The sequence below is a fragment of the Pseudovibrio sp. Ad13 genome, assembly GCF_001623225.1.
In the GTDB taxonomy this organism is placed as follows: Bacteria; Pseudomonadota; Alphaproteobacteria; order Rhizobiales; family Stappiaceae; genus Pseudovibrio.
This window is the reverse complement of record NZ_LMCC01000019.1, coordinates 1-13988: the sequence shown is the minus strand read 5'-3', so window position 1 is coordinate 13988 and position 13988 is coordinate 1. Positions and strand designations below refer to the sequence as shown.

Sequence of the window (13988 nt, the reverse complement as noted above, 5' to 3'; positions counted from 1 at the left end):
TTTTATGAGTGTTTTGTCTGAAAGCCAGATACGCTTTTCTGGAGTGCGCTCTAGCTTGCTTTTTCCTGAGAGTTGAGCGCTTCTGCTCCAATCTCAAACTGCATTCTGGCGAGTTTTGCATAAAGGCCGTTTTGAGCGACCAGTGTGTCGTGGGTGCCTTCTTCCACGATCTTCCCACCGTCCATCACAACGATACGATCTGCTTTGAGGACCGTTGCCAGACGGTGTGCGATAATCAGTGTGGTCCGGCCTTCCATAAGCTTATCGAGGGCTTTTTGGACAATGGTCTCGCTTTCGGCATCCAGTGCGCTGGTGGCTTCGTCCAGCAGCAAAACAGGGGCGTCTTTCAGAATGGCACGAGCGATCGCGATGCGCTGTCGTTGGCCTCCTGAGAGAGTTACCCCACGCTCGCCAATGAGTGTGTCATAGCCGTTTTTCATGTTGTTGATGAAGTCATCAGCCAACGCGAACTTTGCAGCTTCAACAATTTGCTCTCTGGACGCGACCTCTTTGCCAAATGCGATGTTTTCTGCAATTGAGCTGCCGAAAATAGCGGTGTCCTGAGGGACCAGAGCGATGTGCTCGCGTAAGTCTCGTGGATCAGCAGAGTTCAGTTCGATGCCGTCGAGTGTGACCTTACCTGCAACCGGATCGTAATATCGCATCAAGAGCTGGAACAGAGTGGACTTGCCTGCGCCACTTGGGCCGACAATCGCAACTGTTTCGCCCTTTTTGACGGAGAGGTTCAAACCTTCCAGAACGCCAGCTTCTTTTGCTGTTGGGTAATGGAAGTCGACATCATCAAACTCAAGCTCGCCAATGGCAGGAGAGGGGAGAGTGACTGGATTGGCTGGTGCATTGATTTCGGATGGGACATGCAACAGTCCTGTAATGCGGTCTGCTGCGCCAGCGGCTTTTGCCAGTTCGCCCCATACCTGAGAGAGTTCGCTCATAGCCCCGGCAGCAATGATGGAATAGATGAGGAACTGTGTGAGCTGACCGCCACTCATACGGCCATCAATCACGTCCAGTGCGCCAACCCAGAGTACTGCCACAATGCTTGAGGCGATGATCAGGATGATTGTAGCGATCAGGAATGCGCGGGCGCGGGTGGCAATGAGAGCAACTTCATAGGTTGTCTCGATATCTCCTGCAAAGCGATCTGAAACGCTCTTTTCATTGGTGAAAGCCTGCAGCGTGCGAATGGAACCAAGTGCTTCTGTTGCGTAAGCAATTGCGTTTGCCAGAGTGGATTGTGCATGGCTGGTTCTGTTGCGAACCGCACGGCCAAAGCCAAGCAGAGGCAAGACAATGAGTGGGATCGCAAGCAGCACAAATAATGAGAGGCGCGGGCTGGTGATGACCATCAGGGTTGTCGAACCAGCGAACATCAGCAGGTGTCGAAGAGCAATAGATGCGCTGGCTCCGAATGCTGACTGAATGAGGGTTGTATCGGCTGTCAGGCGCGAAATGATCTCACCGGACTTTGTTTTGTCGTAGAATGAGGGGGATAAATAAGTGAGGTGACGGAACACGTCAGAGCGTAAGTCCGCTACGACTCGCTCACCAATCATCATGACCATGTAGTAACGAAGAGAGCTGGTGAGGGCGAGTAGCGCGATTACAAAAATAATGACAATGAAATAATCATCAATCAAGTTGGGGTTGTCGCCGGTAAAACCGTAGTCAACCATGTAGCGGACGGCAATTGGCAGTACCAAAGTAAGGCCAGCTGCCGCCAGCAGAGCAAAGGTTGCCAGAACCAGACGGGCTTTGTGCCTTAAAAGATAAGGGAAAAGTGTTGCGAGTGGACGCAAGGTCTTTTCCCGATTGTTTGAGTCCCGCTGGCTCATGCCACCCCCGGATATCTGCGAAATCATTTAAGTTTATCGTATGATGCAGTAGATGTGTCCCGATAGTTTTAATTGCAAGCGCTTTCTCTGGTTTTCTGCGGGCTGTACCCTCTTGTTTCCTCGGTTTGGATGGGGTATAGACCCCTTCACAATTGTGCCGTTCTTGGAAAAGTGCGGCTTCTTTCTACCGATGCTTCAGGCCAGCCCTAAGCCCATCTTTTGATTGAGGCGGCTCAGCCGTTGCTGACAGGACAGTTTAGTCATGAAACAGGACATTCATCCAGATTACCACACCATCACTGTAAAGCTCGTTGATGGTTCCGAATTCACCACCCGTTCTACTTACGGTAAAGAAGGTGACACCCTGCAGCTCGACATCGATCCGAGCTCCCACCCAGCATGGACTGGTGGTGACCGTCAGCTCATGGACCGTGGCGGTCGCGTGTCCCGCTTCACCAACAAGTTTGGTGGCTTCCTGGGCAAATAATTGCTCTGAAGTTTGCGAAATTAAAAAACCCGAAGCGTTTGCTTCGGGTTTTTTTTGTGCGCGTTTGAGGAGTGCGCAGGGTTGCTAGCGGAGTTTGACGCTAGCGAAACTTCTCAGGCTATTTAAAAGCTGCTGTGATTTGAGAGAGCTGATCACCTACTGGATTGGAGGTGTTTGCCGCTTGCTCGCGCAGGAGCTCCTCCTTGAGCATGCTATCGACGTGCTTGATGCGTCTTTGCAGGTGGAATGAGGTTTCGATCAGGGTGCGAAGTGTTTCAGGCAGGTCTGGCCAGGCCGGGTTCTGCATTTCCTTGGTCGCATTATCGACGCGGATCTTGTTTTTCTCATTCTGAGCTTCTGCTTGTACAATCTCACCGTCATTGACTGCCCGTTGCAGCAGAAGCCAGGAGGCCATCTGCATGAGGCGTGTGGTGAGGCGCATGGACTCGGTTGCGTAAGCGAGAGACGCGGCGGAGCCAAGAGCTTTGCTCTGTTTCCTGCCCGGACCATCAAGATAGGATGCAGTGTCTTCAATAAGGCCCATCCCTTCGCGGAAAAGCTCCGTGAAGGGATGGGAGGACATGAGCCGTTGAGCGAAGTTGAAGGTGTTCTCTGGCCCTGTTTCAGTTTTGAATTCACCCATCTTAAAAATCCCTTCAATAACTGCGTTAGGTTTCTCTCACTCGCGTCCTTTAAAATCCCAGTCTGAAACAATTACGGCTCGAAAATTGAAGTGAGCCTTTTAGAAAGAATAAAACTGTCTCGAAATGGAGCAAGAGATCTTACTTCAATCTGAGCGGAGCAAAGCCCGTGCCAACTCATGGTTGTGAATAGAGTGATTAAACCGGGACTGGGTGTTGCCTGAGCAGAAAAAAAGAGCCGCATCGGTGCGGCTCTGAGGTGTTTTAACAGGGAGGCGTCAAGCAGAGTGAATGTTCACTCTGGCTCCAGATCAACTGGAATAACTAAGTTCTAATTTAAAATGGTTAATGATAGGTAAACTATAAGTATCCAATTCATTTATTTGCAATTTGTAGCTTGCATTTATATGAATTTGAGTAAGTTTTTGTTTTAAACTTTGTTTGATTACTTAAAGAAGCTTTCGGCTGATGAGTTTGCGCTTGATTTTGTTTCGATCTCATTCTCAACGCGCACGATCTCTGCCTTAAGCTGCTCAAGACGCTCATTTAATTCGTGGATTGAAAGGTTCGTGAGGGGCTCTCCCACCATTACCCCGGAGGTTGCTGGGTGAGGTGTGTCATCATCATCGAATAAACCCATAGCGTTATGTACTCCTTGTGTTTGCCTTGGGGAATTCTCGATATCAAAAAAGCGAGAATTCACCTTTGGTGGGGTAGACGGGCACTTGTTGGCTACTATTCTTTACCTAATTGAGAAGGTGAGCAAGCAGCAGTTTCGCTATTTGCAAAAATCGAGGCAACTTATGACAATAGATGATCGTTCAGCACAAATGAAAGCCGTTGTAATGAACGGTGTCGGGGGTTCGGAAGTCCTTGAAATTGCAGAGGTAGATGTGCCCAGGCCTGGTGTCGGCGAGGTGCTGATCAAGGTTCATGCGGCGGGGGTAAATCGTCCGGATGTCATTCAGCGGACGGGAGCATATCCGCCTCCTCCCGGGGCTTCTCCTTTGCTGGGATTGGAAGTTTCCGGTGAAATTGTGGAGTTGGGAGAAGGGGTTGCTTCTCACAGCTTAGGGGAGCGGGTTTGTGCGCTGACGCCGGGTGGTGGGTATGCGCAGTATTGTGTTGCGCCTGCTGCGCATGTTCTGCATGTGCCTGCGGGGATATCTATGGAGGAAGCTGCCGGCATTCCGGAGACTTTCTTTACGGTGTGGTCCAATGTGTTTGACCGTTTGGGGCTTCAGTCTGGTGAGAAGTTCCTTGTTCATGGCGGGTCTTCCGGGATCGGGACAACAGCCATTCAATTGGCAAAGGCCTTCGGCGCTGAGGTGTTTACGACGGTTGGGTCTGATGAGAAGGCACAGGCGGTTCGCGAGCTTGGGGCGGACTATGTGATCAACTACCGGACGACCGATTTTGTGAAAGAGATTGGTAACATCACATCTAAGCAGGGGGTTGAAGTGATCCTTGATATGGTTGGCGGTGATTACGTTGAGAAGAACTGGATTGTTGCAGCAGTTGACGGGCGTATCTGCCAGATTGCGACGCTTCATGGGCCTTCGGAAAATGTCAACTTTAGCCGATTAATGATGAAGCGGCTGACGCACACCGGTTCAACACTGCGGCCACGGACCAACGCGTATAAAGGTCAGATCGCTGAGGCTCTTCGTGAGAAGGTCTGGCCATTGCTGGAAACCAGCCGCGTCAAAGTGGTTTTGGATAAGGTCTTTGATATCAGCGATGTAAAGGCCGCGCATGACAGGATGGAAGGTTCCGGCCATATCGGAAAGATCATCCTCAAGGTTGGCTAGGGAAAGTGCATAGGCCGGTTTTGAATTCTCACAGGTTTCCTAAAGATGGTGGAGGCCCGTGTTGATCTGGTTTGCTTTTGGGAAAATGTGAGCGTATAGTGCGCTCAAGTTTCCCAAAAACTCTTATGGAATTCGGCTTCGCCACCTTTGATTAGGCTGTGGAGCACTCAGGAGGGATTTATACAATGTCCAACGCGCCGCTTATGCCAAAGGCAACAGCCGTATGGTTGGTAGATAACACCGCTCTTGGCTTTGATCAGATTGCTGCGTTTTGTAAGCTGCATCCGCTTGAAGTGAAGGCGATCGCTGATGGTGAAGCTGCTCAGGGCATCAAGGGTATGGACCCTGTTCTGGCAGGTCAGCTGACCCGTGACGAAATTGAAAAAGCGTCAAACGATCCGCGCTACCGTATGCAGATTTTCGAGTCCAAAGTGCGTGTTCCAGAGAACAAGCGCAAAGGTCCTCGTTACACCCCTGTTTCGCGTCGTCAGGATCGTCCGAACGCAATTTTGTGGCTTGTACGTTACCATCCTGAGCTGCTTGATGCTCAGATCATGCGTCTTGTTGGCACAACCAAGCCAACGATTGAAGCAATTCGTACGAGAACGCATTGGAACTCTGCGCATCTTGATCCGATGGATCCGGTCACTCTGGGTTTGAGTTCTCAGATTGAGCTGGACATCGAAGTTGAGAAAGCTGCGAAGAACGCTCCGAAACCGGTTGAAGGTGAAGAGCCGCAATCCCTTCTGCCTGTTGATGAAACAACAAGCGAAGAAGCGATGGCTGCTGCGTTTGCGACACCTGCGCCGAAGACCCGTGAAGTTGAAGAAGCTGTGGATGCAGATGCTGTGTTCGCGAACTTCAAATCCACTGGTGACAGCGATGAGGACGAAGACGAGCGCTAAGAGCGCCTTTAGAGCGAATTCTTATCATTTGATTGAACTCAATCAAACGGAACGCGCTTGGAAGGGGCATAACTCTAAAAGAGCTTGCCCTGCCTTTGTTGGATAACATGAAAAGCCGCTGCCTGCTGGGGAGCGGCTTTTTTCGTGTTTGCGCTGCTATGTGAAACTTTGCGTTATTCTGCGTTTTTTACGTTCTGGCCGCGTTGCTGTGTTGATTGCGCTATACAGGTCGGGATGGCGTACATTCGTTGGCTGAACGCTGGCCTCCTCCATCAGGGAAGTTACTCCCCTTGTTGAGGTTTGAGGCTATGATGTAGCATCACTTCATTTCCTGATTGATTGGATAACTGCTCTTATGCGTAGATTGCTTGGTGCTGTATTTTCATTGCTTATTGCGAGCGGTTTGTCGTTTGCCTCTGACCTGAAGAACGAAAACCTTCTGGTGGGGATGCCTGAGGGCTACAAGGTCGCCTTTTCACAAAACAAGAATGGTCTGCTGGTTTCTGAGATGATCCCTCGCGGACAATCTCTGAAGAGCTGGAAGGACATGGTGACCGTTCAGATTCATTTTTCCCGGCGAGTACCAATGAAGGTACTGGAGAAGCAATATACGCAGGTGAAGAGTCCTATCTGCAAGCAGCAAGATGGGCGTCTCGTGAGAAAGGGGCGTGAGAATGGCTACGAGTTTGGCCTCTTCCTTACCAGCTGCACCACCACGCCAGCTTCCAAAAGTGAGACAGTGCTGACCAAAGCTTTGCTGGGTAACGACAGTACCTACTTTGTCATCAAGTCCTGGCGCTCAAAGGTGGGTAAGGCGGAGATTGTGAAGTGGTCGCGTTATCTGTCCGGTGTGAAGGTGTGTGATAGCCGGATTGAGGGAAGAAAGTGTCCGTGAGTGTGGTGAGGTGGGCTTTGAGTATCAATTAAGCGGAGGCTGGCAAGAAAGTATCTTTTGTGAAAGCCTGAGCGTAAGAAGTCAGCGGGCTTTTGAGATCTTCAGTTTTTCTTGCTTCGCTCTATTCTTGGTGGATTCTTCAGAACGCGTGAGAGCTTTGGCTATGGCCTTTAAACTCATCCCCTTTGTCGCCAGCAAATGCAGCTTCCGAATTTCCTCAGGGGTCCACGCTTGGCGGTGGCGTTCAAAACGATCTGCCATTGATTTGGTCTACCTTATCATTGTGTTGAAGCTAACATAAAGCATTGTCGTGCTTATGGTGCTAGTACAAAAACGATCAATGAGTGTGTGACGTCAGTACTTAAGGGATAAATAAGTCAATTTGACCTGAGAGTGTTGTAGGTGAGGCAGCCATTCCATCACAACTGCTGCGCTACACCCATTATGTTTTGTCTTTGCAAGCTTGGGCAAAAAAGCGCCATGCAATTTGAACACGCTTGGGAAGATGTTTTCTGGGCGCGCGCAGTAAGAACAATTTAAAGGGGTCAGCATCTTCTATTTGGTCTAAATGGATCAGCTGACCAGTTCTTAGTTCACTTTCTACAATCACTTTAGGCAGAAAAGCGATACCCGCGCCGCTGATCGCTGCTCGTTTTAAAACAAAACTATTATTGGCACGCAGCACGACGTTTGGCGCAATCCACTCCTGCCCCTCGCGACAGCGCAAAAACCACTCAGAAGAACTCTGCGGGCTATCGAACACAAGAGCTTTATGGCCTTTCACGTCATGGCTTGATTCAATTTTTGGAGTACGGGAAAGGTAGTCTTTTGAGGCGCAAAGTACTCGTGGCACAAACGCAACTTGCTGTGTAACAGCTGTACTGTCTTCAAGGGCTCTGGAGACCCTAAAAATGATATCTACATCCTCATTCAAGACATCAGAAAAGCTATCAGATACAACTATGTCCAGTTTTATGCTCGGATATTTCATCTGAAACTCAGAAATGTGCTCAGCTATAACATTTTGAGCAATTATTGAGGGCACATTGAGCCGTACAACGCCCGTGATGGCCTTCGAGTCTGCACAAAGCTTGTCCTTCAACCATGTCAGCTCATCAGCAACAATACTTGCGGTTCGGTAGCATTCCTGCCCGGCGTCTGTAAGACGCAAAGCACGGGTTGATCGGATCAATAAGCTAGCGCCTAAAACAGCCTCTAACCGGGTAACCTGCTTGGCAACCCAGGCAGGTGAGATATTGAGAATGCGTCCGGCAGCTGAAAAGCTTCCAGAGTCAACAACAACCCGAAAAATACCGAGTAGATCTGATAGGTTCTCGCTTGTCATTATATAACGAATTGGAAAAGGTGATTAGTCATTGCATCCAATTAACATACTAGCAGGAAGAGGTATACCCGATTGACTACCAGCAAACGGAGATACCATGACCTACTCTCAGTTATTCGAAAGCGCAAAACTTGGGAAGCTAGAGCTACGCAACCGAACTCTTGTCGCTCCAATGACGCGCGTCAGTGCAAGTGCTTCAGGCTGCGTTGGCCCTCTTATGCAGCCGTATTATGAGAGATTTGGCAAGGGTGGCTTTGGAGCAATCATTACCGAGGGTGTCTACACTGACCAACACTTTAGTCAGGGATACGAGTTCCAGCCGGGGATCACTGATAAAACGCAAGCTGCAAGTTGGGCTGAGTTAATCAAAGGCGTGAAGGCAACAGGCGCAAAAATAATTATGCAATTAATGCATGCTGGTGCCCTGTCACAATTTAATCGCTTCTCTAATGAGACACGTGGCCCTTCCCCCGTACAGCCTAAAGGTCATCAAATGGAGTTTTATCGGGGTTCTGGTATGTATCCTACCCCTTCCGAAATGACGGTTTCTGAGATTAAGACTGCAATTTGCGGTTTTGCAGACTCGGCTAAACGTGCTCAGGAAGCTGGTGCAGATGGGGTCGAGATTCACAGTGCCAACGGCTATCTTTTGGATCAGTTCCTAACCGATTACGCAAACCAGCGTGGTGACCAATACGGCCAAGGCATGTTTGAACGCGCCCGACTGACATGCGAGGTTCTAGAAGCTGTTCGTGATGCTGTCGGGGGCGACTTTACGGTTGGCGTACGTCTATCACAGAGCAAGGTCAACGACTTCGAGCACAAATGGGCAGGACAAGAAGACGACGCAAAGGTTATCTTCGAGGCGGTTGAAGCGAGTGGTGCTGATTACGTGCACACTACAGAATTTGCTGCTCAGGCCTCGGCATTTCAACATGGAGCGTCTTTAGCTGCACATGCAAAAAATCTTACCGGTTTACCTGTCATAGCGAATGGCGGCCTGGGTGATCCTGCAATCGCACAAAAAATGATCATACAAGATGAGTGTGATTTTGTGGCGATTGGTAAAGACGCGCTTGTTACGCAGAATTGGCCTGTGAAAGTGCAAAAGAACGAAGCACGGCGTCCGTTTGATTTTGAAATGTTCACGCCTCTGGCTGATCTAGAGACAGCGAATGCTCACTTTTCTGCCTGTGCCGAAATCTAGTTTAGAACATTCTCTTTACGGCATCTCTCCACAAGAGGGGTGCCGTCAGTTCCTTCTGGTCAGTTGGGTAATTCCAACCAAAATGGCTTAGTGGCCATACGCAATACCACCGGTCTTAGCGGGTGTAACAAGTCGTTTTTGGTCAGCTAGGTAATTCCAGATCTCTCATAAGGGTGACTGTAAAAGCCTTTGGGTGTGCCTGTTTCAACCTCAGTGAGAAGTACTTGGATGGCCGCTTAGGCCCTCACGTTACAGTTTCAACTTGCGTAGCAGAACTATTAGGATGCAGCGAATGTCGGCGTTATTCGCACATCGGTTGTTCAGTGGCCCTGAGGGGCGGCAGTTTTGCATCAATAAAACCTATTTCCACGTGCACAAAAAAACAGGCGCTTGAGGGATGCTCAAACGCCTGTTTTTGATCTATCTGTATCGCCCTTTACCGCTGTGTCAGCTTTAGCTCGATGCGGCGGTTTTTGGCGTTGGCCTCATTGGTGGTGCCTTCTTTGAGGGGTTGGAACTCGCCGAAGCCGGCGGCGACCAGGCGGTCTGGTTCTACGCCTCTGGCAATGAGGTATTTGACCACCGAGATTGCACGGGCGGCTGAGAGTTCCCAGTTGTCGCGCAGGCGGCCGGTGCCGGAGAGGGGGCGGGCATCTGTGTGGCCATCCACGCGCAGGACCCAGTTGATCTCTGATGGGATTTGTCCCTCAAGTTCCAAAATGGCGCTTGCGAGGATATCTAGCTGGTTTTTGCCCTGCGGGTTGACCTCATCATCACCGGAGGAGAACAGCACCTCGGACTGGAACACAAAGCGGTCGCCAACAACTTCAATATCAGAACGCTGGGCGAGGATTTCGCGCAGGCGGCCAAAGAAGTCTGAGCGGTAACGTGAGAGTTCCTGCACCCGCTGGGCGAGGGCGACGTTGAGCCGTTTGCCAAGGTCCGCAATGCGGGTCTGGCTTTCTCTGTCGCGTGTTTCAGAGGCGTCCAGTGCGTCTTCCAGCACGGCGATCTGGCGGCGCAGGGCGCTGATCTGCTGGTTGAGCAGTTCTACCTGTGCCAGAGCCTTATCGCTGATCTGCTGTTCGCCTTCCAACTTTGCACGCAGGGATGCCAGTGCGCCACCTGCCTCGTCAATCTGGCCGGAGCGTTCGTTGAGCAGGCCCTGAAGACGATCCCGTTCATTTGCTGTCTGATCCAACCCCAATTGCAGGGAGGAGATGGTGGACTCCAGATCTCCAACACTCGCCTTTTCCAGCGCCAGCAACTCTGTGAGCTCTGCGATTTGGTGGTTGAGGCGGTTGAGCACCTTATCCCGGCCAGACAGCTGTTGGCTGAGGAAAAACTGCGCGATCATGAAGATGGAGAGCAGGAAGATGAACACCAGCAGGAGCGCGGACATGGCGTCCACGAAACCCGGCCAGTAATCCTCTGAGCTGTTTTGAGACCTGCGTGTGCGTACACCAGCCATGCTTTATTCCTTCTCCCGCTCTACCTCTGCGGTGAGCGTTTTCAGGAAGCGTTCAATCCGGCGCTGTTGCATGGACTGGGCCTCGGCCCATTCGCGCATCATCTTCTGCTCGGAGCGCACGTGCTGGACAAGGCCCTGAATGCCTTCTGCCAGTTTGCTCATGGCGGCGTTGGAATTGTCATCCGGCTCAGCGCCTTTTGTTTCCATGGATTTGCGCAGCTTGTCGAGCGTGATGCGCAGATCTGCAGCCATATCGGCAGATGTGCCGTTGCCCAGTTCGTCCGGATCGATATCCGTCAAGGTGGAGAGCCAGTCTTCCAGCTCCTGATAGAAGCGGTTTTGGGCCTGTCCTGCCTGCAAGTCGAGGAAGCCCAGAACGAGGGAACCGGTCAGACCAAGCAAGGAGGAGGAGAACGCGATGCCGAGGCCGGTCATCTGTGCGGTGATGCCGGAGACCAGATCTTCAAACAGCACGTTGGCATCGCCGCCTGCTGCATTCAGCGTGCTGACGGTGGTTGCCACGGCGCTCACGGTTTGCATCAGCCCCCAGAAGGTACCGACCAGACCGAGGAAAATGAGCAAGCGGGTGAGGTAGCGTGAGATCTCGCGGGATTCATCCAGGCGCATGCCTATGGAATCGAGCATAGAGCGCATGGTGGTTGGCGAGATGGTCATGTCGCCTGCTTTGTTGCCAAGCAGGGTTGCCATTGGCGCCAGAAGGATAGGCGGGCGGCGCACCTCAAGGCGGGGATCGCCGAGGCGGAAGCCGTTAACCCATGATACTTCCGGGAAAATTCGCAGGACCTGCCTGAACGACAGAAGTATACCCAGTGCTGCGACGCCTACGATCAGGCCGTTCAATGCGGGGTTTGCCATGAAGGCTGCGGTGATTTGCCCGATCAGGACAAAGGCGATGAAGCCTGCCAGAACCAGAAAAATAATCATGCGCCACAGGTAAACCTGTGGGCTCGACAGACTGTAGGGATCGTAGTCGCGTGCCATTATCCTGCGTACATCTAAAGCAAAGCGGCTTCTCTTTGTCTGGTCAGACCAATCAAGCAGAACCCGCTTTAAAGTTAATGATGTCTTTAGATAACGCGATTTCCGGTTAATAGGAAACCGCAAATCGCTGCGATTGGGCAAGAAAAGCGTAAGTTTTTAAATAAGTCGCATTTTTGCGCGCGTGCTGCCGTGTTTTGGGCGGGATGTGGTCATGGTGGGGGAGTCGTATTGGTCGTGCACTCTCCCATAAGTTGCTGTAGGGATGTTCTGTATATTGCTTTTTTTTGGAAATTGGGGCGGCGTATGATATTTCTTTTTTTTGTAATTTGCTGGAGCTTAGCTGCAATCTTGGGGGCGTCTGTTTTTTTAGCTGGCGGCTTCCCTTTAAGCTCTGATACTCACGTATTTTTCCAAGCCTTGCTTTCTATTTTCCTCTTCTTGCTACCTTTTTCTAAGTCATTATCGTTAGGTGGACTCTTTAAGTTTGAGACTAATCTAGCGGAAGTGAAGAAAGAGATCGATACTTTTAAAGAAGAGACTAGAAGTAATTTTAGTCTTCAATCTTCTAATTTGCTGGCCTTAACAAGCCAAATATCACAACATACAACAATCAATTTACCGCCGTTGTCTGTTGGACAGCAAGCTTATGAGAAAATATCTGAACACTCTGCGGAAATGGACAAAAATGCAGATAGTTTGTTCGGAGAATTTCTATCTGAGAGCGAAAATGATCGCCACCTTGCTCTGGCTAAACTCAGGATGAATTTGGAAAGTGAGTTGCGTGAACTCTTAGGAGCTCGCACGTCGATCAATCGTAAGACTAGCATTAAATTCAGATCACTGCGCAACCTATGGGCAGAGTACCTAAAGAGGTACCCTGAAAAGGAATACCTTTCTGATGGATTTCGTTTTGCAAATGATGTTGCTAACTCAGCAATTCATGCACAGCAGGTGCCAGAGGGATATGCAGAAGAAGCTCTACAGATTGGCTTGAGGATACTCAATGATATTCGGGAAGTTAAGGCAGGTCTTAATCCTAGCAATAGCTCGATAGTATCCGGTAGTGAGAGTATTGGAGGGTGATGAAAACTTATGTCTCGGAATTTTTTAATCTTGTAAAAAATGCTGAAGTTGAAATCTACAATGAGTTTAGCCTTCAGCATGAGTTGGGCATCTTCTTAAGGCAACAACTTCCCGACAGTGTGGTACAGTTTGAGCGAAATATTAGTTATTTTGGTTTTGATAAAAGTGCCTTCTTTAAAAAAGAGCTAGATATCTGCGTACTAAGTGAAACGCGTGAGTTGCTGGTTGCAATTGAGCTCAAGTTTCCACGTAATGGTCAGTACCCTGAACAGATGTTTAGTTTTTGCAAGGACTTAGTTTTCCTTGAACAGCTTAAGAAAGCTGGGGTTCAGAGTGCATATTTAGTCATTGTTGTTGATGATCCGTTGTTCTACAGCGGTTTGAGCAATGGTATCTATAGCTTTTTTCGGTCTGACCGATGTTTGACTGGAACAGTTTGCAAACCAACTGGCAGCAAAGATGTCTTGTTAAACATTGAAGGCGAGTATCAGGTAAAATGGCAACCCATAGCAAAGAATATAGCTTTTGCCATTATTGAAGCTGACATAGTTGATATTGCGAAATGAGTGAGACGGATATGAGACTTACTCCCTGCAATCTTTAGGTTATTACCTATGTTACATGGGATTCCGGAGTTTTGCTTCGCCGAGGTGGCAGCAATTGAATGGGACTGTTGATGGACACCACGTAAAAGTGTCTCGGTTGGTTGGTCACTGGCCGCCGCCGCAACACCGTTATCTTCCCTGCCATTGAGCCGGGATCTATGGGGTGGTCCCTCAAATGATGATGGTGTGTTTGGGTGATTGTGGGGGCGTGTTGTGATGGTCAAACTGCTTCCATGTCTTACTTCATGTACATATTGGCGAGTAAGCCGCGTGGAGTGCTTTATACTGGTGTGACGAATGACCTTGCGCGTCGGGTTTATGAGCATAAGAGCAAGGTTAGGTGTCGCTTTACCGCGAAATTTGATGTTTTGAAGCTGGTTTATTCTGAGCAGTTCAGGGATGTGAGTGACGCGATCCGCCGGGAGAAGCAAGTGAAGCGGTGGCGCCGGGTTTGGAAGATTGATGCGATTGAAGGTCTGAACCCGAAGTGGGATGATTTGTACTTGCGGTTCAATCATTAGACGGCAGGTTTGTGGGTATGGATCCCGGGTCTACGTGTTTGTCCTGGAGAGATGGTTGACGTTTGTTCGGGGACATGGGTGACGGTTATGTTATTATGTTAAGTCGATTTTTGCGACTGTGTTTGCGGCGAAACATACGTTGAAGATCTCAGGTTTGTCTGA

The 13988-nt window shown here is 49.9% G+C and carries 14 protein-coding genes; 8 read left to right on the top strand and 6 right to left on the bottom strand.

Annotation, left to right across the window (positions count from 1 at the left end; genetic code table 11):
- Positions 1–50: 50 nt before the first annotated feature.
- A complete protein-coding gene (locus tag PsAD13_RS23510) occupies positions 51–1853 on the bottom strand; it encodes an ABC transporter transmembrane domain-containing protein (RefSeq protein ID WP_208986902.1) in 1803 nt (600 codons plus the stop codon).
- A 262-nt stretch (positions 1854–2115) separates the two neighbouring features.
- Between PsAD13_RS23510 and rpmE the strand changes: the two genes are divergently transcribed.
- Positions 2116–2340 (top strand): 50S ribosomal protein L31, encoded by a 225-nt coding sequence (gene rpmE / locus PsAD13_RS23505; protein ID WP_008551475.1) that lies wholly within the window; start codon positions 2116–2118, stop codon positions 2338–2340.
- 118 nt (positions 2341–2458) lie between these two features.
- On the opposite strand, the gene PsAD13_RS23500 is transcribed toward rpmE, so the two are convergent.
- Positions 2459–2983, bottom strand: a complete 525-nt coding sequence (locus PsAD13_RS23500) for a DUF1465 family protein (protein ID WP_063319640.1) — start codon at positions 2981–2983, stop codon at positions 2459–2461.
- Positions 2984–3426: 443 nt separating this feature from the next.
- Positions 3427–3621 (bottom strand): DUF1192 domain-containing protein, encoded by a 195-nt coding sequence (locus PsAD13_RS23495; RefSeq protein ID WP_063291043.1) that lies wholly within the window; start codon positions 3619–3621, stop codon positions 3427–3429.
- Between the two features lie 163 nt (positions 3622–3784).
- Between PsAD13_RS23495 and PsAD13_RS23490 the strand changes: the two genes are divergently transcribed.
- From PsAD13_RS23490 to PsAD13_RS23480, 3 genes are all read left to right on the top strand, one after another.
- Complete coding sequence (locus PsAD13_RS23490; protein ID WP_063319639.1) at positions 3785–4792, top strand: NAD(P)H-quinone oxidoreductase; 1008 nt, start codon at positions 3785–3787, stop codon at positions 4790–4792.
- 185 nt (positions 4793–4977) lie between these two features.
- Positions 4978–5697, top strand: coding sequence for a cell cycle transcriptional regulator TrcR (locus tag PsAD13_RS23485; RefSeq protein WP_063312833.1), 720 nt, complete (start codon positions 4978–4980; stop codon positions 5695–5697).
- 355 nt (positions 5698–6052) lie between these two features.
- A complete protein-coding gene (locus tag PsAD13_RS23480) occupies positions 6053–6592 on the top strand; it encodes a hypothetical protein (protein ID WP_063319638.1) in 540 nt (179 codons plus the stop codon).
- A gap of 442 nt (positions 6593–7034) precedes the next feature.
- On the opposite strand, the gene PsAD13_RS23470 is transcribed toward PsAD13_RS23480, so the two are convergent.
- A complete protein-coding gene (locus PsAD13_RS23470) occupies positions 7035–7937 on the bottom strand; it encodes a LysR family transcriptional regulator (protein WP_063319637.1) in 903 nt (300 codons plus the stop codon).
- 97 nt (positions 7938–8034) lie between these two features.
- On the opposite strand from PsAD13_RS23470, the gene PsAD13_RS23465 reads away from it, so the two are divergent.
- The gene (locus PsAD13_RS23465; protein ID WP_063319636.1) at positions 8035–9144 is read left to right on the top strand and encodes an NADH:flavin oxidoreductase; all 1110 of its coding nucleotides are present in this window, start codon (positions 8035–8037) and stop codon (positions 9142–9144) included.
- Positions 9145–9580: 436 nt separating this feature from the next.
- Here the strand turns inward: PsAD13_RS23465 and PsAD13_RS23460 are convergent, their stop codons facing one another.
- Both PsAD13_RS23460 and PsAD13_RS23455 read right to left on the bottom strand, forming a co-directional pair.
- Positions 9581–10615, bottom strand: coding sequence for a peptidoglycan -binding protein (locus PsAD13_RS23460; protein ID WP_063319635.1), 1035 nt, complete (start codon positions 10613–10615; stop codon positions 9581–9583).
- A 3-nt stretch (positions 10616–10618) separates the two neighbouring features.
- Positions 10619–11617 (bottom strand): hypothetical protein, encoded by a 999-nt coding sequence (locus PsAD13_RS23455; RefSeq protein WP_063301056.1) that lies wholly within the window; start codon positions 11615–11617, stop codon positions 10619–10621.
- Positions 11618–11920: 303 nt separating this feature from the next.
- On the opposite strand from PsAD13_RS23455, the gene PsAD13_RS23450 reads away from it, so the two are divergent.
- From PsAD13_RS23450 to PsAD13_RS23440, 3 genes are all read left to right on the top strand, one after another.
- On the top strand, positions 11921–12700 hold the full coding sequence (locus PsAD13_RS23450) for a hypothetical protein (RefSeq protein ID WP_063308196.1): 780 nt from the start codon (positions 11921–11923) through the stop codon (positions 12698–12700).
- Positions 12700–13266 (top strand): hypothetical protein, encoded by a 567-nt coding sequence (locus tag PsAD13_RS23445; protein WP_063291037.1) that lies wholly within the window; start codon positions 12700–12702, stop codon positions 13264–13266. Before PsAD13_RS23450 ends, PsAD13_RS23445 begins: the two co-directional genes overlap by 1 nt.
- Positions 13267–13538: 272 nt before the next feature.
- On the top strand, positions 13539–13826 hold the full coding sequence (locus tag PsAD13_RS23440; RefSeq protein ID WP_063319634.1) for a GIY-YIG nuclease family protein: 288 nt from the start codon (positions 13539–13541) through the stop codon (positions 13824–13826).
- Positions 13827–13988 lie beyond the last annotated feature (162 nt).

Coding starts and splice junctions, on each gene's coding strand:
- PsAD13_RS23485 (WP_063312833.1), top strand. CDS start 4,978: ATGTCCAACGCGCCGCTTATGCCAAAGGCAACAGCCGTATGGTTGGTA.
- PsAD13_RS23440 (WP_063319634.1), top strand. CDS start 13,539: ATGTCTTACTTCATGTACATATTGGCGAGTAAGCCGCGTGGAGTGCTT.
- PsAD13_RS23450 (WP_063308196.1), top strand. CDS start 11,921: ATGATATTTCTTTTTTTTGTAATTTGCTGGAGCTTAGCTGCAATCTTG.
- rpmE (WP_008551475.1), top strand. CDS start 2,116: ATGAAACAGGACATTCATCCAGATTACCACACCATCACTGTAAAGCTC.
- PsAD13_RS23455 (WP_063301056.1), bottom strand. CDS start 11,617: ATGGCACGCGACTACGATCCCTACAGTCTGTCGAGCCCACAGGTTTAC.
- PsAD13_RS23470 (WP_063319637.1), bottom strand. CDS start 7,937: ATGACAAGCGAGAACCTATCAGATCTACTCGGTATTTTTCGGGTTGTT.
- PsAD13_RS23460 (WP_063319635.1), bottom strand. CDS start 10,615: ATGGCTGGTGTACGCACACGCAGGTCTCAAAACAGCTCAGAGGATTAC.
- PsAD13_RS23480 (WP_063319638.1), top strand. CDS start 6,053: ATGCGTAGATTGCTTGGTGCTGTATTTTCATTGCTTATTGCGAGCGGT.
- PsAD13_RS23465 (WP_063319636.1), top strand. CDS start 8,035: ATGACCTACTCTCAGTTATTCGAAAGCGCAAAACTTGGGAAGCTAGAG.
- PsAD13_RS23510 (WP_208986902.1), bottom strand. CDS start 1,853: ATGAGCCAGCGGGACTCAAACAATCGGGAAAAGACCTTGCGTCCACTC.
- PsAD13_RS23495 (WP_063291043.1), bottom strand. CDS start 3,621: ATGGGTTTATTCGATGATGATGACACACCTCACCCAGCAACCTCCGGG.
- PsAD13_RS23490 (WP_063319639.1), top strand. CDS start 3,785: ATGACAATAGATGATCGTTCAGCACAAATGAAAGCCGTTGTAATGAAC.
- PsAD13_RS23500 (WP_063319640.1), bottom strand. CDS start 2,983: ATGGGTGAATTCAAAACTGAAACAGGGCCAGAGAACACCTTCAACTTC.
- PsAD13_RS23445 (WP_063291037.1), top strand. CDS start 12,700: ATGAAAACTTATGTCTCGGAATTTTTTAATCTTGTAAAAAATGCTGAA.